We start from the raw sequence: 26,085 nt of genomic DNA on the forward strand, positions 1-26,085 counted from the left end.
GAGGAATAGATTATGGATATGAATGATTTTCAGGAATTATATGCTAGTGAATCCCGTGAGCATTTGGATATATTAAATGATGCTTTATTAACTTTGGAAAATGATCCGCAAAATAGTCAAATGATTAATGAATCATTTCGAGCAGCACATACTTTAAAAGGGATGGCCGGGACAATGGGATTTGATAAGGTTAGTGAATTGGCCCATGCTATGGAGAATGTGTTAGATCTATTTAGAGATGGTGATTTAGTAGTTACTACTGAAGTAATTAATTTATTATTTGAAGCTGTGGATAATTTAGAATTATTAAGTAGTAATCCAGATGAAGTAACACAAGAAGAGTTACAGGCATTGATCTTAGAACTTAAAGCAGTTTCTGAGGATAGTACTGGTCAAGATATATCAAATTCTCAACAAAGTAACAGCAATGAAACAGATGTTAACTTCAATTTAAGTGAAGATGAAATGAAGATTATAGCTGAGACTTCAGGTGAGCCAGTTACTATTAAAGTAAGGTTAGAAGATGATTGTGTCTTTAAATCTTTACGAGCAGATATGATTTTTGAGGCTTTAGAAGAAGAGGGAGAATTAATTAAGTCACTACCAAGTATAGATAAGATTAGAAATGAAGAATTAGAAAATCAATTTTCGGTGTTATTTTTAACTGATAAAGAAAAAAGTGATCTATTAAATTCTTTAACTACTATTTCTGAAGTTAAGAGAGTAGAAATTAATCAAGTTAGCGATATTAATGAATTAACTAATCAAAAAGAAGAGAAATCTCAAACTGAAGCTAAAAAAACAAAGAATAATGTTAAATCTACAGGTTCTAAAACTAAATCTTTATCAAAGCGACTAAAGTCAAGTAGTACTATTAGGGTTGATGTAGAGAGATTAGATTCTTTAATGAATTTAGTAGCAGAGTTAGTAATTAAAAGGACTCAAGTTGAGTCAGTTGGAGAACAGTACGAGTTAGATGAGTTAAATAAGAAGCTAAAACCTTTAAGTAAGGTAACAACTGAGCTACAGGATGCAGTTATGGAAATGAGAATGGTTCCAATTAGCTTAGTCTTTAATCGTTTTCCAAGATTAGTTCGGGATTTGGCCCAAGAGTTAGATAAAGAAATAAACTTAGTAATTGAAGGAGAAGAAACAGAGTTAGATAGAACAATTATTGATGAAATTGGAGATCCATTAGTTCATATGATTAGAAATGCAATTGATCATGGTATTGAGGATCCCCAAAAGAGAGAAGAGGCAGATAAGGATCCAAAAGGGTTAATAGAATTATCAGCTTTTCATGAAGGAAATAATGTGGTAATTCAAATTAAAGATGATGGACATGGTATTGATCCAGAAGTGATTAAAGAAAAGGCGCTAGAGAAAGGAGTAGTTGATCAATCTGAATTAGATACGATGTCTGACCAAGAAATTATTAATTTAATCTTTGCGCCTGGTTTTTCTACTGCTAGTGAAGTTAGTGATGTTTCAGGTCGAGGAGTAGGAATGGATGTAGTAAAGAATAAAATTGAATCATTGAATGGTTCAGTTAAGATTGATTCTCAGTTGGGTAAAGGATCAACATTTACTATTAAGTTGCCATTGACTTTATCGATTATTCAAGGCTTTTTAACGGAAGTAGCAAATCAAAAATATGTAATTCCATTAGAATCTATTCAAGAAATTATAGATGTAAGTTCAGATGAAATTGAGACAATTAGACAAGAAGAAGTTATTTATCGACGTGGAGCTGTAATTCCATTAATTTCTTTACGAGATAAATTGAATAAGGAAAGTGATGAGTTATTAGAAAAAGATGAGATATCTACAGTAATTGTTCAAGTTGGTGATGATTACTATGGATTAATAGTTGACTCTATTATTGGACAACAAGAAGTTGTTATTAAACGAATTAATGATCTATCTGAAAATGTAGAAAAAATTGCAGGTGGAGCTATCTTAGGTGATGGTAATATAGCTTTAATTATTAATGCAGAAGAGATTATTACAGGTTAAGGAGGGCTTAATCGTGGCTAAAAGCGTTTTGGTTGTAGATGATGCACAGTTTATGCGCACAATGTTAAGTAAATTAATTGAAGAAAATGGGTATGAAGTAGCTGGAGAAGCAGTTAATGGTGAAGAAGCAGTTCAATTGTATCAGGATTTAGCACCAGATTTAGTTACAATGGATATTACAATGCCTAAAATGGATGGGATTGAGGCAATTAAGGAGATTATGAAACTAGATTCAGAGGCTAGAGTTGTAGTTTGTAGTGCTATGGGCCAAAAGCCAATGGTTATTGAAGCTCTAGAGGCAGGAGCCAAAGATTTTATAGTTAAGCCAATTAAACCTGAAAAGGTAAAAGAAGCTTTAAAGAATTTAGTTGATTAATATCTTTGTGGAGATGGAGGTGATGGAGTTATGGCTTCTAAAATAAAAGTTTTAGTAGTAGATGATTCAGCATTTATGAGAAAAGTAGTTAGCGAACTATTAGAAGAAGATAGAGAAATAGAAGTGATTGATAAAGCAAGAAATGGTAGAGATGCCTTACGAAAAATTGAAAAGCATACTCCAGATGTAATTACTTTGGATGTGGAAATGCCTAAAATGAATGGGTTAGATTTTTTAAAAAGGTTAAAGGGTAAAAAGGCTATTCCAGTGATAATGTTAAGTAGTATTACAACTGAGGACAGTAAGGCAACTATTAAGGCTTTAGAATTAGGAGCTTTTGATTTTATCTCCAAGCCTTCAGGTTCCATTTCTTTAGATATAGAAAAAGTTCAAGATGATTTGATTGAGAAGGTTAAATTAGCTGCTCAAACAAAGGTAAAAAGAAAGTTAAGACGTCAATTTAGAAGTGAAAGAAAGAAGAAACCAAAGTTAAATCAGCAAATTAGTGCTTCTCAAGAGTCAACTGTTAAAAATATTTCTAATAATCAAGAAAAGCTAGTCATAATTGGTGCTTCTACTGGTGGGCCAAGAGCAGTTAAAGAAGTGGTTAGCAAGTTGCCTGCTGATTTAAATGCTGCTGTTTTAATTGTACAGCATATGCCAGCTGGATTTACGGCGTCCTTGGCCCAAAGATTAAATAAAACATCTCAATTAAAAGTTAAAGAGGCCCAAGAAGGTGATCGATTAGAAGCTGGAGTAGCTTTAGTTGCTCCTGGTGATTATCATATGTTAATAAAGAATAATAAAGTTCAGTTAACTAAAGGGCCTAAAGTTCATAATGTACGCCCCGCTATTGATAAGACAATAGGTTCAGTAGTTAAAGAATATCAAAATCAAATTGTTGGTGTATTACTAACTGGAATGGGTAAGGATGGAGCTAAAGGATTAAAACTAATTAAAGAGTTTGGGGGGCAGACAATTGCTCAAGATGAAGCTACTTCAGTAGTTTATGGAATGCCTAGGGTTGCTTTTGAATTAGGAGCAGTTGATAGTGTAAAGAGAATTTATAAGATAAGTAATGAATTAGTGTCAATGGTTAATAAGTGAAAGTTAGGGACACGGGATGCCGTGTCCCTAATTAATTTAGGAAAGTGGTAATTTGATTATTTGAACTAGTTTCTCATCTTTTAAATTGATTTGTGAGTACATATTACCTAATCGTTCTGTTGTAGTAATATCAGATACATTTTTTTCAATAACTTGGCCCTTGTCTGTGACCAATATTATTTTTTCATTAACATTAGCTGATATAATATTTAACAATTGATAATCGTCATTACTCATGGTTTTAAGCCCTTTACCATTTCTTTGTTGTAAATTATAATCTGTGATAGGGCTCGCTTTACCTCTACCATTTTCAGTTAAAGATATAACCACTTCTTCCTTATTGGTAACATTTAGATTAATTACTTCATCATTATCTTCTAAATTAATTCCTTTTCTTCCTTTAGTATTTCTACCAGTAGGAGAAATCTCTTCTTCTGCAAAATAAATAGTATATCCTTCTTTAGTTCCTAATAGTAATTTTTGTTTGCCATCAGTTACTTGCACTCCAATTACTTCATCATCATCTTCAAGATTAATTGCTTTAAGTGAAGAAACACTAGTTTTATATTCTTTACCAACTGTCTTTTTAACTAGCCCATTTTTAGTTGCAATAGTAATAAAATCATCTTCAACTTCTTCATTTAAAATAAGCACATCAACTATTTTTTCGTCTAGAGGGAACTTAATAAATTCAGATAGATGATCCCCAGTTGATAAGCTATGGTGTTCAGGGATTTTATGAATCTTTAATAAATGAACTTGACCAGTTTGAGTAAAGAAGAGAAGTTTATTATGACTACGCCCTGACAGTACTTGAGTAATGTAATCATTCTTTCCAGCTCTAACATTCTCTTTATCATCAGTTCGTTTTAATTTATGATTATAAGAAAGTGAAATAACAGCTTCTTTATCTTTAATTAAATCTTTTTTATTTAATTTTGCTTCAGAATCATCCTCAATAATCTTAGTTTTTCGCTGGTCACCATATTCTTCTTTTACTTTAATTAATTCTTCTTTAATTAGTTTAATCAATTTTGCTTCATTATTTAAGATTGCTTCTAAAGAGTCAATCTTTTCTTTTAGCTCTTGTAGTTCAGTTTCTAATTTATCAATTTCTAGACTAACTAATCGTTGTAGCTTCATGTTTAAAATTGCTTTAGCTTGCCTTTTAGTTACTTCTAATTTTCGTTGTAAATTCTTTTTAGCTTTTTTGCTAGATTCAGAATTACGGATGATATCAATTACTATATCAAGATTATCAATAGCCTTCTTTAAACCTAATAAAATATGTTGCTTGTCCTTAGTTTCTTTTAGTTGATGTTTGGTGCGACGTGTAACAACTTCTTTCCTAAAGTCAATAAAATGTTGTAGAATAGTTTTTAAGTCCATTACTTGAGGTTGTTGATTAATTAAAGCTAACATATTAATTCTAATTTTAGACTGTAATGATGTATATTTATATAGACGATTTAAGATAATATCTGGATCAGCCTTACGTTTTAAGTCAATCACAATTCTTAGTCCTTCTCGATCTGATTCATCTCTGACATCACTGACATTATTGATTTTATTTTTCTTAACAGTATCAGCTATTTCTTTAATCAGTTTTGTTTTATTTAATTGATAAGGAATTTCTGTAATTACAACTCTTTTTCTACCTCTACTACGATCTTCAACTGTACTTTTGCCCCGGAGAGTAACTTTTCCTTTACCTGTTTTATATGCTTTTTTAATTCCTTTATTACCAACAATTTCTCCTCCAGTTGGGAAATCTGGTCCTGGAATAGTTTCTATTAATTTATCAATTTCTAAATCAGGGTTTTCCAGTAATTGAGTTAATCCATCTATTACCTCACTTAAATTATGAGGTGGGATATTAGTACTCATCCCGACTGCAATACCACTAGAGCCATTAACTAATAGATTAGGAACTCTAGATGGTAAAACTGTTGGTTCCTCTAAAGTACCATCAAAATTATCTACAAAATTAATAGTATCTTCTTCGATATCTTTAAGTAACTCTAAGGAAATAGAGGCTAATCTAGCTTCGGTATATCTCATAGCTGCAGCACTATCACCATCAACAGAACCAAAATTACCATGCCCATCAATTAATTTATACCTTTGGCTAAAATCTTGAGCCATTCTAACCATAGCATTGTAAACTGCTTGGTCACCATGGGGATGATATTTACCTAATACTTCACCTACAATTCTGGCTGATTTTTTATGTGGTTTATCAGGTATTAAGCCTAATTTTTTAGTAGCATATAATATTCTTCTATGTACAGGTTTTAGCCCATCTCTAACATCAGGTAAAGCGCGACCGATGATTACACTTAATGAATAATTTAAGTAAGAATTACGCATTTTATCTTCAATAGTTATTGGATTAATTTGTTGATCTTGTACCATTATTTTTTTCCCCTTTCTTATATGTTAGTATTAGTAAGAGCTTATAACAGATAATTTATAAGCAAAAGATTTGATTTTATAAAAATTATTATGTTAACAATGTCTATTATATCATTAAACAATTAGTTGTAAAATTTTTATATCCTCTTTTTTGTATAGCTTTTATTTTTTTAGTGGAGATTATTTATAAGTTAGAGATATAACTTTATAATTTTTCAGAAACATTTGTCATCTTAAATTATATGTGCTATCATAATAAATGTAATATTCTGTTTACAGATGATGGTAATCGAAGGAGTGAACTAATATGGCAGTAGATAAGAAATATAATGCAGAACAGATTCAGGTTTTAGAAGGCTTAGAAGCTGTAAGAAAAAGACCTGGTATGTATATTGGATCTACAGGAACTAAAGGATTGCATCATTTAATTTGGGAAGTGGTTGATAATAGTATAGATGAGTTTTTAGCAGGTTATGGTGATAAAATTGAAATCACATTACAATCTGACCAAGTAGTGAAGGTAAGAGATTATGGAAGAGGAATTCCAGTAGATATACATCCTAAAAAAGGTTTACCGGCGGCCCAATTAGTATTAACTACGCTTCATGCTGGTGGAAAATTTGATGGTAGTGGTTATAAAGTATCAGGAGGTTTACATGGAGTAGGTGTCTCAGTAGTTAATGCTTTATCAGAATGGTTAAAGATAAAAATTTATCGTAATGGTGCTGTTTATCATCAAAAGTATGAACGAGGTTATCCAGTGACTGAATTTGAAAAACAAGGAACTACAAGTAAGACAGGAACAGAGATTGCATTTAAACCAGATGCAGAAATTTTTGATACTCTTGAATTTAAATTTGATACTTTAAAAAACAGATTACAAGAATCGGCTTTTTTAAATAAAAATTTAAATTTAATTTTAAAAGATAGGCGTAAGGAAAAGGATAAAGAAGTTAAGTATTGTTATGATGGAGGATTAGAGGCATTTATTAAGCATTTAAATAAAAGTAAAACACCTTTAGTAGATGATATTGTCTATGTTGAAAGGGAAGTTGATGATACTTATGTAGAGATTGCCTTTCAATATAATAAAGGCTATAATGAGCGAATTTATAGTTTTGCAAACAATATAAATACTCATGATGGTGGTTATCACCTAACTGGCTTTAAAACAGCTATTACCAAAGCTCTTAATAAATATGCTGAGGAAAAAAATGTTTTAAATAAGACTGACCCTAAACTAACTGGACGGGATTTAAGAGAAGGTTTAACTGCAGTAATAAGTGTTAAGCTAACTGACCCTCAATTTGAGGGCCAAACTAAAACTAAATTAGGTAATAGTGAAATCAGAACTACTGTTCAACATGTTGTTTCTGATTATTTACCTTCCTATTTAGAGCGTAATCCTAAGTTAGCTAAGGCAGTAATTAATAAAGCATTAGAGGCAGTTAGAGCTCGTAAAGCTTCTAAAAAAGCAAGGGAGCTAGCTAGAAAAAGAAAAGGACCATTAAGTAGTAATTCATTACCGGGGAAATTGGCTGATTGTAGTAGTCGTACTCCAGAAGAATGTGAATTATATTTAGTAGAGGGTGATTCTGCAGGAGGTTCTGCTAAACAAGGACGGAATAGAAATTTTCAAGCTGTATTACCACTAAAGGGTAAAATTATGAATGTAGAACGGTCTAGATTAAATAAAATATTAAAGAATAAAGAGATTGCTTCAATTGTAACTGCTTTAGGAGCAGGAATAGGTGAAGAATTTAATCTAGATAAATTAAGATATCATAAGATAATTATTATGACTGATGCAGATGTAGATGGAGCTCATATATGCACTTTATTATTAACTTTATTTTATCGTTACATGCCACAATTGATTGAAAACAGTCATATTTATATTGCTCAACCTCCATTGTATCAGGTCACTTATGGTAGACAAAAGAAGTATTTATATACTGACCAAGAATTAAAAGAGTATTTAAAGGATAAGAATAGAAATAGAATTAGTATCCAACGTTATAAGGGACTAGGTGAGATGAATCCTGGACAATTATGGACAACAACTATGGATCCTGAACACCGAAAACTACAGAAAGTAGAAGTAGATGATGAAATTATAGCTGATGATGTATTTCATTCTTTAATGGGCTCAAAAGCTAGTTTAAGAAGAGAATTTATCATGAATAATGCTGATTTGGCTAGTAATATTGATGTTTAATAATTTTGTAAGTTTTCACAGGAGTTGCGACTGAGATGAATATACAATGAGAAGTATAATTATTTAATAAAGGGAGGTAATATTAATGGATGGCAAGAAGCGAAAAAATATAAAGCCTGGACTCAGTGTTTCAGTTGTCCAAAAACAAGACCAGCGTTCAGGAAAATTAACTGATGGTGTAGTTAAAGATATTTTGACTAATTCTGCTACACATCCCCATGGAATTAAGGTACGTCTTAAGAGTGGAATAGTTGGTAGAGTAAAAGAAATTAATTCTTAAAAACTAAATTTTTTATTAAAGCCTCTGGAATTTATCCAGAGGCTTTATTTTTGTTTATGTGATTTGGATATATCACTTTTTATTGTATAATATTGGAGGGATATGTTTATTAAGACAGAATATTAAAATAAAGAGTAGTATTTATCATTAAAAATATAAAGGGAATTTAGAGTTGATTAGGTATTAAGGTAAATTTAATTATATAGGATATTAACGACATATGTCGTTAATAAAAGAGTTATCTGAAATGTGGCTAAATAAATTAGGGGAGTGATTAAAGATGGCACAAGAAAATTTTTATACTGAAGTATATCCGGATATTATTGAGCAATGGAAATTTTATTTAGAATTATTAGAGTTAAAAAAGGGAGATAAAGTTTTGGATATCGGATGTAATAGAGGAGATACAGAAATTTTTATGATAAATAGCAATTCACAAATAGAAAAAGTGATAGGGGTAGATATAGATGAAAATAAATTAAAGGATGCAAGAAAGAAATTGGAAACAAAATTTCATAAAGAAAAGATTGAATTTCAAAAAATGGATGCATGTAATTTAGAATTTGAAGATGGGACTTTTGATAAAATTATATGTGCTGAAACGATAGAATGGGTTGATAATCCTAAAAAGGTAATAGAAGAAATAAAAAGAGTATTAAAACCCAACGGAATAGGAATAGTACAGCATACAGATTTTGATAGCCAGATTTTCACAACTAATCAATTGAATTTAACAAGAAAAATTATTAATAAATTTACTGATAGTGGTCCAAATGGTACAATAGGCAGAAAACTATTAGGTTTATGTAAAAAAGCTAATTTTAAAGAAATAACCCCTCTAGTTTATACAGTAATTAATGAAAACTTTGAGAAAAATTATTATTCTTATCAAATTGCTCATATGATGAAAGATTGGCTAGTTAATGAAGATGAAATTGAGGAAGAAAAGTTGAATAACTGGTTAAATGATTTAAAAGAAATAGATGAAAAAAATGATTTCTTCTACTCAATAAATAGAAATCTTGTAATTTGTAAAAAATAAAGTATAAGCGAATCCTAAAATGAATTTTCATGAATATTTTGAGATATCATGAATATGTTGGGAAAACCCCGCCACACTTCAGATAACAGCACGTTAGCGACATCCCAATTTAGATGTATAAAGAGGGTTGGGCTGACTTACATTAGATTTATGGGTTTATATAAGATTAGGAGCATTGGCGGGGACGTCGCGAATCTGCGGGACGTTGTATGTCCAGCGAAGCTGGACATATCCAACGGGTGAAAGTCCCGTCAAGGTAAAAGTCAAAGCCTTGTAGTAGGATAGCAGTGTGGTGAGAGATCTAAACATTGAAGTCTATTGACAAAGATATCGTTAGGATATCGAGCAAGTATTCAGACTATAACACCAGTGAACGCATACTAGCTTCGAAAGGGGTAAAATTTGGTGGTCGAACCTTTAACGTCTGGGTGAAGACAGGATATATAAATGAAAATGACTGAAACATTTATATACACCAGCGGAGTATTAGCGGTAGTATGGATACAAGGATATGTCTGGAACTGGAGAAGCCCTACTTCTTCCTGTGAGAAATCACTTGAGCAAAGAAGATTTTATAACTAAGACCTAGGAAATGAATTGGAAAAGAAGAGGGTGGCGGACGGGTTTGTAGTAGCGAAGATTATGAAGTAAATATAACTTCATATAGCAAAGGAACCCTACTATTTAATAATTTCTCTAACAATACAGGAGGTAAGGGTGAAATGATAAAAGCATCCATTAGTTTACAAGACTTGAGAAGGAGAATATATCTTAAATCTAAAAAGGAAGAATCTCATAAATTCTGGGGGATGTATGTTCATGTATGCAAAATGGACACACTTAGGAAAGCATATATAATGGCAAAAGAGAAAGCTGGTTCTTCAGGAATAGATAGAGTGACATTTGAAGATATTGAAGAAATAGGAGTAACAAAATATCTGAAAGAAATAAGAGAAGAACTAGTAAATAGGACATATAAACCACAGATAAATCGAAAACAAGAGATACCAAAAGAAAATGGGAAAGTAAGAGTGCTAGGAATTCCAACTATTAAAGATAGAATAGTACAGGGAGCTTTAAAATTAATATTAGAGCCGATATTTGAAGCAGATTTTCAAGAAGGTTCTTATGGATATCGCCCAAAAAGGAATGCTCATCAAGCAGTAAAGAAAATAGAAAAAGCAATAATAACGGGGAAAAGAAAAGTAATAGACTTAGATTTATCAAATTACTTTGATACAGTAAAACATCATATTCTGCTAGCTAAAGTGGGAAAGCGAGTAATAGATAAAGATATAATGCATCTGATAAAGCTAATATTAAAAGCTAGTGGAAAAGAAGGTGTACCTCAAGGTGGAGTTATTTCTCCATTATTTGCTAATTTTTATTTAAATGAAGTTGATAAAATGCTTGAAAGAGCAACCGAGGTGACAAAGAGTAAAGGGAGATATACAGAGGTAGAATATGCCCGCTTTGCAGATGATATTGTAATAGCAGTATCGAGCCATTACAGTATGAATTGGTTGCTTCCAAAAGTAATGAAAAGGCTGAAAGAAGAATTTAACAAGATACAAGTAAAGATAAACAAAGAAAAGACTAAGATAGTGAACTTAGAAGAAGGAGATTCAAGAAATTGCTTTTCTTATATCAGAGATTATGTAGAAAAGAAAGTAAGAAGGTATCTAATGAAGCAGCGGGGAAAACAAGGATATGGCTGGAAGAGATGGAGTAGCGATTGGTTGTACAATAAAGTAGGTTTATTTAATGATTATAAAGTAGCTTATTATCAACCATAGTGAAAGTTAGTACAGCTTAAAACTTATAAGATTTAAGACGAAGTTAATAGGAAAGCCGTGTACGGGAGAACCGTACGCACGGTTTGCAGAGGCGGAGTTTGGGAATTTAATATAGATAAATGTTAATCTAAATTAAAGCACCAGCTTCGACCCTACATCTGACATATCATCTAAAATCATTTTATCCCTTTAAATTATTTTCAACAATGTATTTTTTGAAAACAATTGACCATAATAGTAATATGTATTATAATGAAATGCATAAATTGAAAATAATAAATAGGGAGATGATTTCATATGAAACCTTTTGAACCGCTCGAACTACCAATAGAAGACCATATTAATCCTTTGGAATTTTATGATGAATTGATTTCTGCTAATATGAATGTTGGAAAATATGAGGTAATGTTAAAAAAATCTAAAATAAATGAAGATTTCCTTATTACTCCTTTAAGTTTACAAGAGGCATTTCAATCAACTAAGATAGAGGGGACACAGGTTACTTTTGATGAAGTTTTAGAGTTTGATATTGATAAAAAAGAAAATAATGATGAGGCTCAAGAAGTGTTAAATTATTATGATGCTTTACAATATGGTAAGAAAGCTTTATCGAGATTACCTATTTCAACAAGATTATTTAAAGAACTTCATGGAATATTATTAAGTGGTGGAGTAAGAGGTGAAAGTAGAGCACCTGGTGAATATCGTTCAGTACAAAATTTTATTGGTCCAGAAGGTTGTACAATGGAAACAGCGACTTTTGTACCACCAGCACCACAATCAGTAGATGATTGTATGGCAAATCTAGAAAAATATATAAATGAACCTAATGATGATTTACATCCTTTGGTTAGAATTGCTATTATTCATGCTCAATTTGAAACTATTCATCCTTTTTTAGATGGGAATGGTCGGATAGGTCGAATTTTGATCCCATTATATTTATATGATGTTGATTTAATTGATTTTCCTAATTTATTTATAAGTGAAACGTTAGAAAAAGATAAGCATAAATATTATAGATTACTTAATGGAACAAGAAGAGAAGAAGGTTGGAATGAGTGGATAAAGTTTTTCTTGGAAAGTGTAAATAAACAGGCATTAAAAAATATTGATACTATTGAAGATATTGATAAACTTTATGAAAAAGATTTAGAGAAAACAATGGATTTAATTAATAGTACTAATGTAGTAGATTTAGTTAAGACTATGTTTCAGAGACCTATTTTTAATGTAAAAATGATTAGTTCATTAGCAGGGATTCCTGACTCTACGTGTAGAAGATACTTGTCTATTTTAGAAGAAGAGCAGATTATATATTCTGATAATAAAGTCAGAAATAGAAAGTATTATTATTATAACTTACTTGATTTATTGCGTTAGAAATAAGTTCAAAACAAGTCAGATAATAGCAACTTAGCGACATCCCAATTATAGAGTATATGCAAGAATTGGACTAACTTATAGGATGGTATCTTTAATTATAAGTTAGAGCGTTTATGGGGACGTCCCGTCAAGGTAAAATTCAAAGCCTTGTAGTAGAATAGCAGTGTGGTGAGAGATCTAAACATTGAAATCTATTGACAAAGATATCGTTAGGATATCGAGCAAGTATTCGGATTATAACATCAGTGAACGCATACTAGCTTCGAAAGGGGTAAAATTCGGTGGTCGAACCTTTAACGTCTGGGTGAAGAATTGGAAAAGAAGAGGGTGGCGGACGGGTTTGTAGTAGCGAAGATTATGAAGTAAATATAACTTCATATAGCAAAGGAACCCTACTATTTAATAATTTCTCCAACAATACAGGAGGTAAGGGTGAAATGATAAAGCATCCATTAGTTTAAAAGACTTGAGAAGGAAAATATATCTTAAATTTAAGAAGTAAATACTTATAAGATTTAAGACGAAGTTAATAGGAAAGCCGTGTACGGGAGAACCGTATGCATGGTTTGCAAAGACGGAGTTTGGGAATTTAATATAGATAAATGTTAATCTAAATTAAAGTACCAGCTAGGTGAAATCAGAATTGCTGATATTAATTTGTATCTACCGCTATGATAATAGTATACTTATATATAGAAGCAATTTTTAAAGTGTTAATTTAATTTTAGAATAAATTTGTTATATATTTTAATGATAAACTATAAATATAAGGGGTGAAAATTTTGTTTGAAGAAATTGATGAGAAAAAAAGAAAGATTAAAGAAAAAAGACCTTTGCCTGATAAAACTGTAGAAAGTATAAGAGAAAAGCTAATGTTAGATTGGACATATAATTCTAATGCTATTGAAGGAAATACATTAACTTTATCTGAAACAAAGGTAGTTTTAGAGGATGGAATAACAATTGGTGGAAAAACATTAAAAGAGCATCTTGAAGTTGTAAATCATAAAGAAGCAATTTTATATATAGAGGATATTGTTAAAGAAAAAGAACCATTATCAGAAAGACAAATAAAAAATATTCATAATTTGATTTTAAAAGGAATAGATGATGAAAATGCTGGAGTATACAGAGATCAGAAAGTGGTTATCAGTGGTGCAGAGCATAAACCGCCAGAACCTTTTAATATAAAACCCAAAATGGAGAATTTAATAGAATGGTATAAAAACGAAGGACAGGAACTTCATGTTGTTGAAAGGGCTGCGCGATTGCATACTGATTTAGTAAAGATACATCCATTTATTGATGGGAACGGTAGAACAGCAAGATTACTATTAAACTTTGAACTTATGAAGAACGGATATCCTCCAGTTATTATTAGAAATGAAGATAGAGCAAGTTATTATGAATCATTAGATAAGGCTCATACTACTGGTGATTATGCAGATTTTATCAAAATAATAAAAGAAACATTAAATAGAAGTTTAGATTTGTATTTGGAATTAATAGATTAATTCTGACTTCACCTAACAGCAGCTTAGCGGGGGAGCGGCCGTTAATGCTGATGATCTAACAAGGTGTAAGTCCTTGTATCACCAATTAGTCGAATCGGGTGATTAGCATATCCAACGTATGATAAGGTAACGAGTCATAATGATGCTTGGAAGTAAACGCCATGGTGGCCTATATTGTGAGAACATAGCAAGGGTCAGAACAGTCTGTATGGCAAGCAAACCTGAGGGTTTGAAGGATGGAAACGAATACTGCAGCCTCGAAAACTATGTCCTTTCAGAAACTGTTGAAAGGGAATTTGTGTAGTGCCGAACTAGTGAAGGCCGTAGCTTTATAGGAAGAAACGACTAAATGCACTGTAAAGACAGCCGGGGTAAGGGTTCTTACACTCAGGGATGGAATATTTCTTCATTAAAACTAATACTTTAATCTAAGATTATTAGTGGAAGGTTCTTTAGAAAAAGTTATCATTGCAAACCGGATTTGGGAAAACTGACTGTCCGGGATTAAAGGGGGGGCTTTGGGAAACGTAGTTAAAGAATCATTTATTTTATATTTTGAAACCAATATTTTTGTTAAAAAATGTTATAATTGTTATAATAATAGTATAGAAATAGACAATGAAAGTGAGGGATAATTATGATTAGTAAAAAAACACTAGAAAATAAATTAAAAGAATTAAAACCTTTATTGGAAAAACAGTATAAAGTTAAAAAGCTTGGTTATTTTGGTTCTTATGCTAGGAATGAGGCTAGTGAAGATAGTGATGTAGATATACTTGTAGAATTTTCTGGTGATGTAGGTTGGGAGTTTTTAGATTTAAAAGATCTTTTAGAAAATAATTTAAATACTGAGGTAGATTTAGTTACAATGAATGCTTTAAAGCCTCAATTAAAAGATGAAATATTAAAAGATGTGATTTATCAATGAGAAGAGATAATTTGTTTATAGAAGATCTATTGGATGCTATGAATAAAATTTTCAAATATACTAAAGAGATGGATAAGAAAGAATTTAAGAAAAACGAATTAGTAATTGATGCTGTTTTAAGAAATATTGAAATTATAGGTGAAGCAGCTAATAAAGTTTCTGCTGAAATGAGATCTGATTATCAAGATATTCCATGGAGTAAAATGATAGGTTTAAGAAATATAGTTATCCATGATTATTTTGGGATTGACTTAGATATTATTTGGGAAGTTATTACTGTTAATTTACCTAGAACTAAGCCTAAAATTAAAGAGATATTGAAAGATTATTCATTATAAAAATGGGTGCAAGTCCCGTCAAGGTAAAAGTAAAAAACTTGTAGTAGAATAGCAGTGTGGTGAGAGATCTAAACATTGAAGTCTATTGACAAAGATTATCGAGCAAGTATTCAGACTATAACACCAGTGAACGCATACTAGCTTCGAAAGGGGTAAAATTTGGTGGTCGAACCTTTAACGTCTGGGTGAAGACAGGATATATAAATGAAAATGACTGAAACATTTATATACACCAACGGAGTATTAGCGGTAGTATGGATACAAGGATATGTCTGGAACTGGAGAAGCCCTACTTCTTCCTGTGAGAAATCACTTGAGCAAAGAAGATTCTATAACTAAGACCTAGGAAATGAATTGGAAAAGAAGAGGGTGGCGGATGAGTTCGTAGTAGCAGGGATTATGAAGACAAAATAACTTCATATAGCAAAGGAGCTCTATTATTTAATAATTTCTCCGACAAAATAGGAGGTAAGGATGAAATGATAAAAGCATCCATTTGTTTACAAGACTTGAGGAGGGAAATGATGGAAAAATCAAAATCTGAGATTATTTCTAATGTGGAGAAAATGATAAAAGCTCCAGAAGAAAAACCTTTAGAAAAAGTTATCACTGCAAACCGGATTCGGGAAAACCGACTGTCCGGGATTAAAGGGGGGCTCTGGGAAACGTAGCTAAACAATTATTTAACAAACGCACCCGGCATCTACCCGACTACGTCCTGGCAGGGTATATAGTGTGACTTGTTGTGCAAAACAAAGCATTGAGTATGGTGTTTATTGGAAGATAAAGTTCTAGGTGAACTTAACAAGTTTCGTTTAAAAGTAGAAAACGATAGTATCAGAATTTTACCTATCGTTATTTCTAGTGAGTGTAAAAAAGGTATTAAAGTCAACTGTGTGAATAGAATTCAAGAAGTATTGAATTTATCAAGGAGGAGAAAATTATGAAAAAAGATAAACCTATAGAAAAAGAAATTTTAAAGAAACAATGTCAACATTGGGAAAATAAATTTAGTAATAAAACTGATATGTTTGGTGTAGAGGCGAGTGTTCCTGCTCAAAAAGCAGCAAGAAAGTTTAAAAAGGAAGGAAAAAATAAGATTCTTGAACTTGGTGGTGGGCAGGGAAGAGATACTATTTTCTTTGCTCAAAATGGTTTTGAAGTTTATGTATTAGATTATTGTAAAAGTGGAGTTGAGGCTATTAATAAAAAAGCAGACAAAATGAATTTATCAGATTCAATTAACGTAAAGTGTCATGATGTTAGAGATCCGCTTCCTTTTTCAGAGGAAGTATTCGATGCTTGTTATTCTCATATGTTATATTGTATGGCTTTCACAACTTCAGAATTGGAATTTATTTCAGATGAGATAAAAAGGATATTAAAGCCAAATGGGTTGAATATATATACAGCTAGAAATACAAATGATGCTGATTATGGTACAGGAGTTCATCGCGGAGAAAATATGTATGAAGTAGGTGGATTTATTGTTCATTTCTTTAGTGAGGAAAAAGTAGAACATTTAGCAAAAGGATTTAAGATAATTGATATTAATGAATTTAAAGAAGGGGGACTTCCTAGAAAGTTGTTTCAAGTAACACTCAGAAAAATTGATAGTAATTGAGATTATATCACTAGCGTTGCATCGTTTTTTATAAAAAGTTATTGAAAAATAAAACTCCTTTGATTAAAATGCAGATTATAAAGTTTATAAACTAACAACTCTAAAATCTATCTCACAGAAGACAATAATTAAATACTTCGTGGTCTAAGCTCCTACCTCGCTAAATATTAAGAATATACAGTACACTATTAGGTCTTTCTAGAAAGAAGACAGAAGCCAATAGGAAGTCAGATATTTTTATAGTACTTAAGAAATCGAGTAATTTTGATGGAGGAAAAGAGTTAATAACAGATGGAACTGCAAGTGAGGGACATATCGCCTGGACTCAGAACTAGGAAATCAGTGAGAGCAAAACTTACTTGCATAGCACAAAGAGCACGTAAAGATAAAGAAATAAAACGTGAAGCCTTTAAGAGACAGCATCTCCAGGTGTTGACCAAGAGACTAAAGAGAGCTATAAAGAGAATTTAGAAAAAATATTGGAGGTTATTTTTTATTTATTTAAAAGCAATTTAAATCAACTAGAAAGGAAGTAAAAATGGAAAACAAACAAATGATAGTAGATGCATGGTTTATAAATGAAAATGATGAAATTAGAAGAAATTATAATAAATTACCTTATCTTATAGAACATAAGGGGTATCACTTTAATAATAATCAGTTTAAAATTACAAAAGAAAGTGACAAAGCATATCAGATTAATAATAAGTTTTGGATTCCTAAATCTACAGTTAGTTTCGAGCCAAATATTAAGAAAGAGAATGAGGATAAAATTTTTATAATTAAAGGTAAATTTATAGACAGGGACAATTTTCATTTAACCTTTATACTTCCATTAAAAGCTTATATGGATAAGTATAGGATAGAAAGTAAATATTTTAAGATCACTTATGAGACTGAAAAAGCATATAAATTTAATGAAAAATATTGGATTCCTAAAACAGTAGTTACAATTGAAGAAGAATCTCAGAATAATTAGTTGAATATATTTTTCTCCACTTCAACCTAGAAATATGGAATGGTTAGTAGTTTATGATGAAGATGAGGTTGTTAGTAATATTTGTCTAGAAAAGGTAGATAACAGGACTTATATTTTATCAAATTTTTATACTGCTCCTTCTGAACGTAATAAAGGGATAGGAAGAAAGTTTTTAAGTACTGTATTAAATGATTATACTAGAAATACATTCTTATTATTTGTTAATGAAGAAAATAAAGGAGTAATTAGCTTATATAATAAATTAGGATTTGAAATTTGTGATAAAGTTTTAGATATAGAAAATCAATAAAGTAGTATTGCTTTTATTTAAGGAATAATTATACATAAGCTATGAAGATGCCCTTTTTTATTATTGAGGAGCTGTAAACCTAATTCACAATAATGGGTTGTATGGAATATAATGTAACAGAACAGGAGGTGACTAAATGAATAACTTTACTAACAAAGATTTATTTAGGATTAGTAAGAGATTAATGGAGATTAAACGAGATAGAGCACAGACTCAACGATTAAATGGTGATGGATTGGAACATTTATTACAGGAGATGTATTTATCTATTGAAGAACAATTGAGGGCTGCTGCTTATTATAGAGCATTAGCTGATATAGCACCTAATCAGTTTGCAGCAGGAATGATTGAAGAATTTGCTGCTGATGAGCGAGAACATGCCTATCAATTACAACGTGCTTATGAAAGATTAACCGGGGAGACGTTTGTTTCTGAGTATGAGTATGAATTTGATCTAAATCCGGATGATTATGTTGAGTATTTAGAAGAGCGAGTTATAGAAGAAACAAATGATTATAAAAAGTATAAAAGTTTTTATTTAATGACTGATAATAATTATTTACGGGATATCTTTTTTAATGCTATGCATGATGAAATGTATCATGCCCTACGTGAGATGTATTTAATACATCGAGCTATGACTGATATGGGTATGATGTAGTTAAAGTCCCTTTTTAAGAGGCTTTTTTTCTGGTATTATATAAGCAGATTAAAGATTAGAGGTGGAAAAATGAGTAAAGAAAAATAAAGCTAGAATTAGATGAGTGGGAGCAAGAAGTTAAGGAGAGAAATTAAAATTTATACTTTGGTATAGATTATCCAGTATTTTTTGATATGGATAACTTACCAGAAGTATCTAGTTCAGCTAGATTAACTTCATTCTTATAATTATTAATTCCTTTCTTTTTTAATTTATTTAGCAGCCATTCCTTGGTCAAATTAACATGTTCTAAATTTCTTTCGATAATTACTCCATCAATGATTAAAGGGATTGTTAGTCCTTCATATTGAGTATTAATATTTAGATCACTAGGTTGAATAGGTCTTTTTTGTGATTTGGGAATAACAGATAGCTGTCCTTGGGGTTCTAATAGAGCATATTCTACACTAGATACTTTATCATATCCTTTTTGTCTTAATAGACCTTTCATCTGGTTTAAAGTTAAGTCCATATTTTTAAGAGCATGCATATCAAGTTGTCCATCCTTAATTAATACTGTTGGTTTATGCTCTAAAATGGGGGTTAATTTATCAATAAGAGCTAATCTACTAGTTAAGATGATTAAAAAAACAATAAATCCAGTTCCAAATAGTGCTTTGGTAGTAACGCTAGTACTCAGTGGTTCAGTAGCAACATTTGTTAAAATTATTACTCCTGCCATCTCGTAGGCTGTCATTTGGGCAATAGCTTTTTTAGAGAGCAATCTAGTACTAAAATAAGTAAAGCTAAAAACTATTAAAACCCTAGTAGCATAAGATAAAAAATCTATCATTTATATCACTCCTTTAAGGTCCTGGGAAAACATCTGTTAAATTTTTTAGTATTACTTTTAAGGTTCCTATATACTCGAGTGCATCATCTTCTTTGTGTTGTATTAGTGTTTTTAAATGGCCTAATGTTCTTTCAAATTCATAAACTTCTGTAGATCCATTACTAATCTGTATCATCAATTTGTTAGCTTGCCAAGTATCTTCTAATTTATTAAGGTTTTTATGAGTTAAATCCCAGTTCTCATTTACAATTGATTCTTCTAGATCGTTTAAGTTATTAATAAATGGCTCAACTGATAATGATAACTGTAATGTGCTCCATAAAACTATAAAAGAAATAATCCAGCAAATCATTATAATATAACGCATATGTAAACGATCAAACATATTGCCACCTCCCCAAAAGAATAATTACAGTATATATTATTAGCCGATCTGAATTTTTATATACGTGATGATTATTAGTAGCAGTTATTTTAATTTAATATTTATTTGAAGTTTTAAAGAAATTTAGTATTTTCTTAATATTTTCTTAACATTCACTTTATATACTATGTACAAGAGATAATAGGAGGAGATAATTATGAAAAAAACTTTAAGTTTAGGTTCAGTGATGGTGTTAGTAATAAGCCTTGCAGCTATTTCTTTTGCTCATGGTGGTGGATATGGTTTTAACAGAAATCAAGGTGGGCCAAGGTTTAATGAAGGAGCAGGTTATTATCAAGGTCAGCTTGGTTTATCAGCTAATCAGCAAGATCAAATTGAAGAGCTACAAGACAGCTATTATGATCAGATGAGAGATATTGCTTATCAATTAAGAGATAAGCAATATGAATTAAGAGAGGTTTATTTAGATAAGAATGTTAGTCGAGATGAAATAGTTAAATTACAGAATGAAGTTATGCAGTTAAGAAATAAGATGTCTAGATTAAGAACTAATATGCGATTAGATTTAAGAGATATTTTATCTAGTGAACAATTAGAAGTAATGGGTAATTATAATTATGGGATGATGGGCTTTAGCCCAATGATGGGCCAATATGGTATGATGAATGGTTATGGTATGATGAGAGGAGGACCACAAGGGTTTAGAGGTCATATGGGTGCTCCAGGAATGATGCATGGCAATGATATGATGGGCTGGTAAGTATGAAAAAATTTAGTTTGATTTTAGTCTTTACACTTTTATTAAATTTTGGGCTAGCTCCTTTAGCCTTTGCTAATGAAGCCACTATTGATTTTCAAAAGAAGATTTTTAAATATGAAGAAGAGAAGAAAAATCCATTAGCTGCTGCAGGAATGTCTTTTGTTTTACCATCATCAGGCCACGCCTACTCAGGAAATTGGAAAAGAGGTCTAATCTTTTTAGGTATTGAAGCAATTGAGGCAGGTATTATGATATCTAGAGCTAATAAATTAGAAGAAGTAGTAGTAGATTCATTTTATCACAATCAGTATATGCTAGAAGATAATGTATTTATGCTTGCTCGGATTGCATTATTGGCAACTAAAGCTTGGGAAGCAGTAGATTCTTATCAGACAGCTAAAGAATACAATAAGAATTTAAAAGAAGAATTAGGATTAAGACCTCAATTATCAGTAACTAGTGATCAAGTTAAAGTATCTATTCAATCTAACTTTTGACCTAAGGCCACCTGCAAGGGTGGCTTTTTAACAAATCAAGGAGGGATTTTATGAAAAAAGGAAGAGTTATAGTGATATTATTTTTAGGGGTGTTTTTAATTAATTCTGTTATTTTATTAGATTCAGTTGAGGCTTTTGGAAGATTTGGATTACATCATAATATGATGAATAGAGAATTGTTTAATAGAAGAAGATTTGTGGGCAGACCAGGTGAAGTTGGGCCAATGATAAATGAAAGAAGAATCTTTACTAGGTCAAATGATTTTAGAGCCAATCTTGGCCCAATGATAGGTGTGTTAAGGCTAGATTTAGCTAAATTAAATAACAAAATTTCTCAAGAAGGTTTTGCTACTTTAGATGAGGATATGGTCTTAGAAGGATTTGGAGGTACTATTGGTTCTATAATAGATGACAGATTTGGGATTTATAAATTAAATGGAACTGTTAAATCTATTAATAAATCTGGTCAAGAAGCAAGTTTAACTTTAGATTATACAGGTTTATTATATGAAGAAGGGATTGCAAATTCATTTCGAACAGGGACCGATTTAGCTATAGGTGCTTTAATTGGTCTAGGTAGGGCTAAGGTAAATTATTCTAATAGGTTTGAAGAAGAATTTATTGCTCTAGAGCCTAAATTACATCTTCATCAACAGCTGGCAAGACTGATAGGTTTGGATTTATCAGCTGGTTATCTAATGACCCATAGTTTTAAGGAAAAGTTAGTTGATTTAAATGGGCCAAGTCTTAATCTAAGGTTAAGTCTAGGATTTTAAAGTCATAAAAAATTATACTCTTCTCCTATATTATATTTTTAAATGTATAAAATAATAATAAAAGGAGGAAGAGCCATAACTATGAAGAAAATAATGAGTATGATTTTAATTGTTATTTTAATGCTACCAATTGTGGCGTTGGCCCATGGTGAAGATCATGATAATGAACCGGACCAATTACCTAGTGAAGAGTATGAAAAGACAATACCAGAGAGACGAAAAGATCATATGGATGAATACATGAATCAAGAAGGAGAAAGAAGGATGTCGGTACATAGAAAAAATGGATGGTTTGGAGCTAGTATACCCATTGGTTCATTAATAGTTATATTACTTATAGTGTTTGGTCTTTATTTTATCATTCAAAGATAGTGTATAGTAAAGCAAGGAGGACGTATGATGCAGCGAGTCAAAATCAATCTAATGACAAAACTATTAACTTGTTCTATAATAGTTATTTTATTTTTAGGAGGCATAGTATATTATGGTAATCATCATTTGACTAAATTAAATCAGGCATTAGAAAAGTTAGATGCTCAACATAAGGATTTAAAAAATATTAATCAACTTACTGTTCAAGAATTAAAACCTATTGTATTAGAGATGATGCGATATACTAAACAGGTAGATAAATTAGCTACTGAATTAAATGGTTTTTTGTTAAAAAGTGTAGTTATTATGGGAGCAATAACAATTTTATTAGGTTTAGTAATTACATGGTTGATTACTATTCCTATTAAAAGATTAATTAAAGGTGCCAAAAAAATTGCTAATGGTGATTTAACAACAACTATTGAGGTTAATACTAGAGATGAAATAGAAGAACTGGCTGATATCTTTAATTGGATGACAGAAAGCTTAAGAGAATTGATTGTTAATATAGACCAAGAATCTGAGCAGGTTAATAGTGCTAGTCAAGAATTAAGTGCAATTTCTCAAGAAGTAGCAGCTATCACAGATACTCAAGCAGTCAGTGTAGAAGAGAATTTAAAATTGATTCAAGAATTTAATAATTTAATTGAAGAGACAAAGAAGGATATTGAATATATTACAGAAATCACTACTCAAACGAGTGATTTAGCTACTAAAGGAGTAGAAAATAATAGTCAATTAGTTCAGGATATGGAGAAGATAGATAAGAGAACTTTAGAATTAAACCAGATTATAGATGAAGTAGATGATAGTGCTCAAGAAATAAATGAAGTTATTGAGACTATAGATGATATAGCTGAAGAAACCAATATTTTAGCCTTAAATGCTGCAATAGAAGCAGCTAGATCAGATAAAGAAGGACAAGGTTTTGCAGTGGTTGCAGAAGAGATTAGAAAGCTAGCCAATGATGTAAAAAAATCAACGTTAAATATTGAAGAATTAATTAATAAATTGCAGGTAAAAACAAAAAAAGCAGTTAAGAATAGTAATCAAAACTATAAATTGATTAAAAAAGGCACTACAAGTACTTTAGAAACAGTAGATGATTTTAATCAGATTAAAGAGAATATCGAAGAGATAACCCAACAGATGTTAGATGTTAAGTCAGTGACAGGAGAAGAAGTAGATAAACTAGAAAGGATAGTAGATAATACAAAAACTATTAATGAAATTATTCAAGGTTTATCCTCAAGTGCTAAAAATACAGCAATTTCTTCAAATCGGTTAAAAGATTTTGCTCAAAATTTAGATAATAAAGTGGAAGAATTTAGAGTATAGTTAGTTTGGAGGTAGTAGTTTTGAAAAAGACTGAAACTGAAAAAATCAAGAACAGATATAATCGGATTGCTTCAATTTATGATAGCTGTGAAGCATTAATGGAAGAACGAAAGATGGGGGATTGGCGTCAAAATTTATGGCAACAAGTTGCAGACAGAACTGGTGATAAAAAGGTTAATTTATTAGAAGCTGGAGTAGGAACAGGAAAGAATATTCCTTACTACCCAGAGGGAACTAAAGCATATGCAATAGATTTTAGTAAGCAGATGTTAGCTGAAGCAAGAAAGAAGGCCAAACAATCAGCAACAGAGGTTAAGTTATTTGAAATGGATATTCAGAATCTTGATTTTGAAGATAATTTTTTTGATGTGATTATTACTACTTGTGTCTTTTGTTCTGTACCTGATCCTATAAAAGGATTAAAAGAGTTAAAGAGAGTTTGTAAGCCTAATGGAGAGATTTTAATGTTAGAACATATGAGATCAAATAAGGAACCTATTGGTTATTTAATGGATTCAATTAATTGGATAAGTCTTTTAATGTGGGGAGCTAATATTAATCGAAAGACTATGAAAAATATTAAAGAGGTAGGGTTTAAAGTAGTTAAAGAAGAAGATTTGTGGTTTGATATAGTTAAAGAATTAATACTTACTCCTAAAAATTAGAGTTGAGTATAAAAGAGTCGTGAATTTAAATTCACGACTCTTTTTTAGTAATGAACTCTTACTCCTAGAGAAATACCTTGTTTAGAACCTACAGCTGAGCCAATAGTTTTATAACTGATAGTTCCTTTTACATTTCCTTTGATTCTTACCTCTAATCCAATCTGACTATTAAATAACCAACCACCAGTTTCATCGGGATCATAAGCGAATTTGGCACTAGAAAAGAAATTATAATTTTCCCAACGAGAGCGGCTTAAAACACCAGCTATAAAATAAATTTTATTTAGATTTTGTACTATTCCATTATTCTTAGGACTTATTACATTTCCTCTATAAGTTTTGAGTCCTACTTGAATAGCATTTAAAGCATCAGGGGTTACAAATAAAGGGTGTCTAGGAATATACTGATAACCAATATCTAAGATTGGCCCTTCTAAGTAAAAATGATTTACACCTATTCCCTTATAACTCGGAACAATAAAATCCATTATTGGTTTCTCCCCATCTTTAACTTCATTAGTTTGGGTTAATTTAAAATTAATAGAGGACTGGTTACTAAGTCCAAAACCAACTAAAAATGATTGCAACCTTAATCTAGTCCCTGCATTAAAACTTTCAATTTTAAAGGTATGTTTTCCTGTTCCAGTAGTAAATGTAGCATAACTTGTAGTAGTGTAACAGATGATTGCTAATCCTATGATAAGTAGTGAAGCTAGTTTTTTATTTAAGTGCATTATTGAACTCCTTTCTATAAGCTAGTTAAATATTAATTCTTATCATCATTAGTATTCTATACTTATATTTAAGAATCCTTTTTTTATTTAATAGAAGAGAAAATGATTATAGGCAGGAAAAAATGTATTTGTAGAGAATAAATACAAAGAATAATAGAGAAATTAGGAGGGATTGAATGTTAAATAGAAAATCATTTGTTTTAATAGTAGGTATTGTGTTATTATTTAGTAGTAGTACAGTTGCATCTAATTTTAATCTTGGAGTAGGGAATAATAATCTTAAAGTAACTAATTTTAGTTTTAAGCAGCAAGATTATATTTTATTGGATGTCGGGTATGGTGTTGATAAGTATACTGGTTATGGTTTAGAGGTACTTACTGGTGCTAAACAAGGATTACTTGGTTTAGAATATCAATTTTTGCCCCACCAATTAAGAAATAAAAGGAAACTCAATTACGCTCTTAAACTAGGTTTGGTAAGTGGTACTGTCTTTAATGAATCTGCTAGATCATTTAAAGCAGGGTTTATAGTGGAGAAAGAGTTGGAAATGAAGGATATTTATTTTAATTTTGATGTAATTGCTAGCTCTGAACCTGTGATAGATGCTGAAGTTGGTATTTCTGGTAAGATAGCTAATGGTATTTTAGGAGTACTAGGTGGGAAAGTAATAACTAAGCAAGATGAATCTAGTAGTAGTATTAATTATGGAATTAAAATGGAGTTTTAAAGGTTAAT

The 26,085-nt window shown here is 30.9% G+C and carries 27 protein-coding genes; 23 read left to right on the forward strand and 4 right to left on the reverse strand.

All coding sequences use genetic code 11. The annotated features are described in order from the left end of the window. Positions 1-12 precede the first annotated feature (12 nt). From HALHA_RS04905 to HALHA_RS04915, 3 genes are read left to right on the forward strand one after another with little or no spacing between them, the layout of a single operon-like run. Entirely contained in the window at positions 13-2,016 is a 2,004-nt protein-coding gene (locus HALHA_RS04905; RefSeq protein WP_015326685.1) for a chemotaxis protein CheA, read from the forward strand. A gap of 13 nt (positions 2,017-2,029) precedes the next feature. Beyond that, positions 2,030-2,392, forward strand: a complete 363-nt coding sequence (locus tag HALHA_RS04910; RefSeq protein WP_015326686.1) for a response regulator — start codon at positions 2,030-2,032, stop codon at positions 2,390-2,392. Between the two features lie 30 nt (positions 2,393-2,422). After that, positions 2,423-3,499: a protein-glutamate methylesterase/protein-glutamine glutaminase gene (locus HALHA_RS04915; RefSeq protein WP_015326687.1), complete on the forward strand. Its 1,077-nt coding sequence runs from the start codon at positions 2,423-2,425 to the stop codon at positions 3,497-3,499. Between the two features lie 36 nt (positions 3,500-3,535). Here the strand turns inward: HALHA_RS04915 and gyrA are convergent, their stop codons facing one another. Beyond that, complete coding sequence (gene gyrA, locus HALHA_RS04920) at positions 3,536-5,914, reverse strand: DNA gyrase subunit A (protein ID WP_015326688.1); 2,379 nt, start codon at positions 5,912-5,914, stop codon at positions 3,536-3,538. Between the two features lie 307 nt (positions 5,915-6,221). Between gyrA and gyrB the strand changes: the two genes are divergently transcribed. The 13 genes from gyrB (at position 6,222) to HALHA_RS04985 (ending at position 18,990) form a co-directional block, all read left to right on the forward strand. Beyond that, on the forward strand, positions 6,222-8,132 hold the full coding sequence (gene gyrB / locus HALHA_RS04925) for a DNA topoisomerase (ATP-hydrolyzing) subunit B (protein WP_015326689.1): 1,911 nt from the start codon (positions 6,222-6,224) through the stop codon (positions 8,130-8,132). A gap of 85 nt (positions 8,133-8,217) precedes the next feature. Further along, positions 8,218-8,412, forward strand: coding sequence for a YwbE family protein (locus HALHA_RS04930; RefSeq protein WP_015326690.1), 195 nt, complete (start codon positions 8,218-8,220; stop codon positions 8,410-8,412). A 280-nt stretch (positions 8,413-8,692) separates the two neighbouring features. Further along, positions 8,693-9,454 carry a methyltransferase domain-containing protein gene (locus tag HALHA_RS04935; RefSeq protein ID WP_015326691.1) on the forward strand — a complete coding sequence of 254 codons (762 nt, stop codon included), beginning with the start codon at positions 8,693-8,695 and terminating at the stop codon, positions 9,452-9,454. 722 nt (positions 9,455-10,176) lie between these two features. Further along, on the forward strand, positions 10,177-11,250 hold the full coding sequence (locus HALHA_RS04940; RefSeq protein WP_015326692.1) for a reverse transcriptase domain-containing protein: 1,074 nt from the start codon (positions 10,177-10,179) through the stop codon (positions 11,248-11,250). A gap of 297 nt (positions 11,251-11,547) precedes the next feature. Continuing rightward, positions 11,548-12,633 (forward strand): Fic family protein, encoded by a 1,086-nt coding sequence (locus HALHA_RS04945; RefSeq protein ID WP_015326693.1) that lies wholly within the window; start codon positions 11,548-11,550, stop codon positions 12,631-12,633. Between the two features lie 785 nt (positions 12,634-13,418). Continuing rightward, on the forward strand, positions 13,419-14,150 hold the full coding sequence (locus HALHA_RS04950) for a Fic family protein (RefSeq protein WP_015326694.1): 732 nt from the start codon (positions 13,419-13,421) through the stop codon (positions 14,148-14,150). A 637-nt stretch (positions 14,151-14,787) separates the two neighbouring features. Next, a complete protein-coding gene (locus tag HALHA_RS04955; protein ID WP_015326695.1) occupies positions 14,788-15,078 on the forward strand; it encodes a nucleotidyltransferase family protein in 291 nt (96 codons plus the stop codon). Next, positions 15,075-15,416 carry a HepT-like ribonuclease domain-containing protein gene (locus tag HALHA_RS04960; RefSeq protein ID WP_015326696.1) on the forward strand — a complete coding sequence of 114 codons (342 nt, stop codon included), beginning with the start codon at positions 15,075-15,077 and terminating at the stop codon, positions 15,414-15,416. Before HALHA_RS04955 ends, HALHA_RS04960 begins: the two co-directional genes overlap by 4 nt. A gap of 524 nt (positions 15,417-15,940) precedes the next feature. Then, entirely contained in the window at positions 15,941-16,087 is a 147-nt protein-coding gene (locus HALHA_RS13445) for a hypothetical protein (protein ID WP_156801212.1), read from the forward strand. 272 nt (positions 16,088-16,359) lie between these two features. Further along, positions 16,360-17,040, forward strand: coding sequence for a class I SAM-dependent methyltransferase (locus tag HALHA_RS04965; RefSeq protein WP_015326698.1), 681 nt, complete (start codon positions 16,360-16,362; stop codon positions 17,038-17,040). Between the two features lie 538 nt (positions 17,041-17,578). Beyond that, positions 17,579-18,019, forward strand: coding sequence for a hypothetical protein (locus HALHA_RS04975; protein ID WP_015326699.1), 441 nt, complete (start codon positions 17,579-17,581; stop codon positions 18,017-18,019). A 34-nt stretch (positions 18,020-18,053) separates the two neighbouring features. After that, positions 18,054-18,329 (forward strand): GNAT family N-acetyltransferase, encoded by a 276-nt coding sequence (locus HALHA_RS04980; RefSeq protein ID WP_015326700.1) that lies wholly within the window; start codon positions 18,054-18,056, stop codon positions 18,327-18,329. A gap of 136 nt (positions 18,330-18,465) precedes the next feature. Beyond that, positions 18,466-18,990 (forward strand): ferritin-like domain-containing protein, encoded by a 525-nt coding sequence (locus HALHA_RS04985; protein ID WP_015326701.1) that lies wholly within the window; start codon positions 18,466-18,468, stop codon positions 18,988-18,990. Positions 18,991-19,144: 154 nt separating this feature from the next. Here the strand turns inward: HALHA_RS04985 and HALHA_RS04990 are convergent, their stop codons facing one another. Both HALHA_RS04990 and HALHA_RS04995 read right to left on the reverse strand, forming a co-directional pair. Next, entirely contained in the window at positions 19,145-19,822 is a 678-nt protein-coding gene (locus tag HALHA_RS04990; protein ID WP_015326702.1) for a DUF421 domain-containing protein, read from the reverse strand. A 13-nt stretch (positions 19,823-19,835) separates the two neighbouring features. Continuing rightward, positions 19,836-20,207 (reverse strand): DUF4363 family protein, encoded by a 372-nt coding sequence (locus HALHA_RS04995; RefSeq protein ID WP_015326703.1) that lies wholly within the window; start codon positions 20,205-20,207, stop codon positions 19,836-19,838. Between the two features lie 196 nt (positions 20,208-20,403). Between HALHA_RS04995 and HALHA_RS05000 the strand changes: the two genes are divergently transcribed. From HALHA_RS05000 to HALHA_RS05025, 6 genes are all read left to right on the forward strand, one after another. Continuing rightward, positions 20,404-20,967, forward strand: a complete 564-nt coding sequence (locus HALHA_RS05000) for a Spy/CpxP family protein refolding chaperone (RefSeq protein WP_015326704.1) — start codon at positions 20,404-20,406, stop codon at positions 20,965-20,967. Positions 20,968-20,969: 2 nt separating this feature from the next. Next, a complete protein-coding gene (locus tag HALHA_RS05005; protein ID WP_015326705.1) occupies positions 20,970-21,464 on the forward strand; it encodes a hypothetical protein in 495 nt (164 codons plus the stop codon). A 50-nt stretch (positions 21,465-21,514) separates the two neighbouring features. Next, entirely contained in the window at positions 21,515-22,240 is a 726-nt protein-coding gene (locus tag HALHA_RS05010) for a hypothetical protein (RefSeq protein ID WP_015326706.1), read from the forward strand. Positions 22,241-22,321: 81 nt separating this feature from the next. Beyond that, positions 22,322-22,612: a hypothetical protein gene (locus HALHA_RS05015; protein ID WP_015326707.1), complete on the forward strand. Its 291-nt coding sequence runs from the start codon at positions 22,322-22,324 to the stop codon at positions 22,610-22,612. Positions 22,613-22,639: 27 nt separating this feature from the next. Further along, positions 22,640-23,950, forward strand: coding sequence for a methyl-accepting chemotaxis protein (locus HALHA_RS05020; protein ID WP_015326708.1), 1,311 nt, complete (start codon positions 22,640-22,642; stop codon positions 23,948-23,950). 20 nt (positions 23,951-23,970) lie between these two features. After that, the gene (locus HALHA_RS05025) at positions 23,971-24,615 is read left to right on the forward strand and encodes a class I SAM-dependent methyltransferase (RefSeq protein ID WP_015326709.1); all 645 of its coding nucleotides are present in this window, start codon (positions 23,971-23,973) and stop codon (positions 24,613-24,615) included. Positions 24,616-24,659: 44 nt separating this feature from the next. On the opposite strand, the gene HALHA_RS05030 is transcribed toward HALHA_RS05025, so the two are convergent. After that, positions 24,660-25,349, reverse strand: coding sequence for a hypothetical protein (locus tag HALHA_RS05030; protein WP_015326710.1), 690 nt, complete (start codon positions 25,347-25,349; stop codon positions 24,660-24,662). Positions 25,350-25,525: 176 nt separating this feature from the next. Here HALHA_RS05030 and HALHA_RS05035 point away from each other — a divergent pair, with 176 nt between their 5' ends. Continuing rightward, positions 25,526-26,077, forward strand: coding sequence for a hypothetical protein (locus tag HALHA_RS05035; protein WP_015326711.1), 552 nt, complete (start codon positions 25,526-25,528; stop codon positions 26,075-26,077). Positions 26,078-26,085: the final 8 nt, after the last annotated feature.

It is taken from the genome of Halobacteroides halobius DSM 5150, assembly GCF_000328625.1.
In the GTDB taxonomy this organism is placed as follows: Bacteria; Bacillota; Halanaerobiia; order Halobacteroidales; family Halobacteroidaceae; genus Halobacteroides; species Halobacteroides halobius.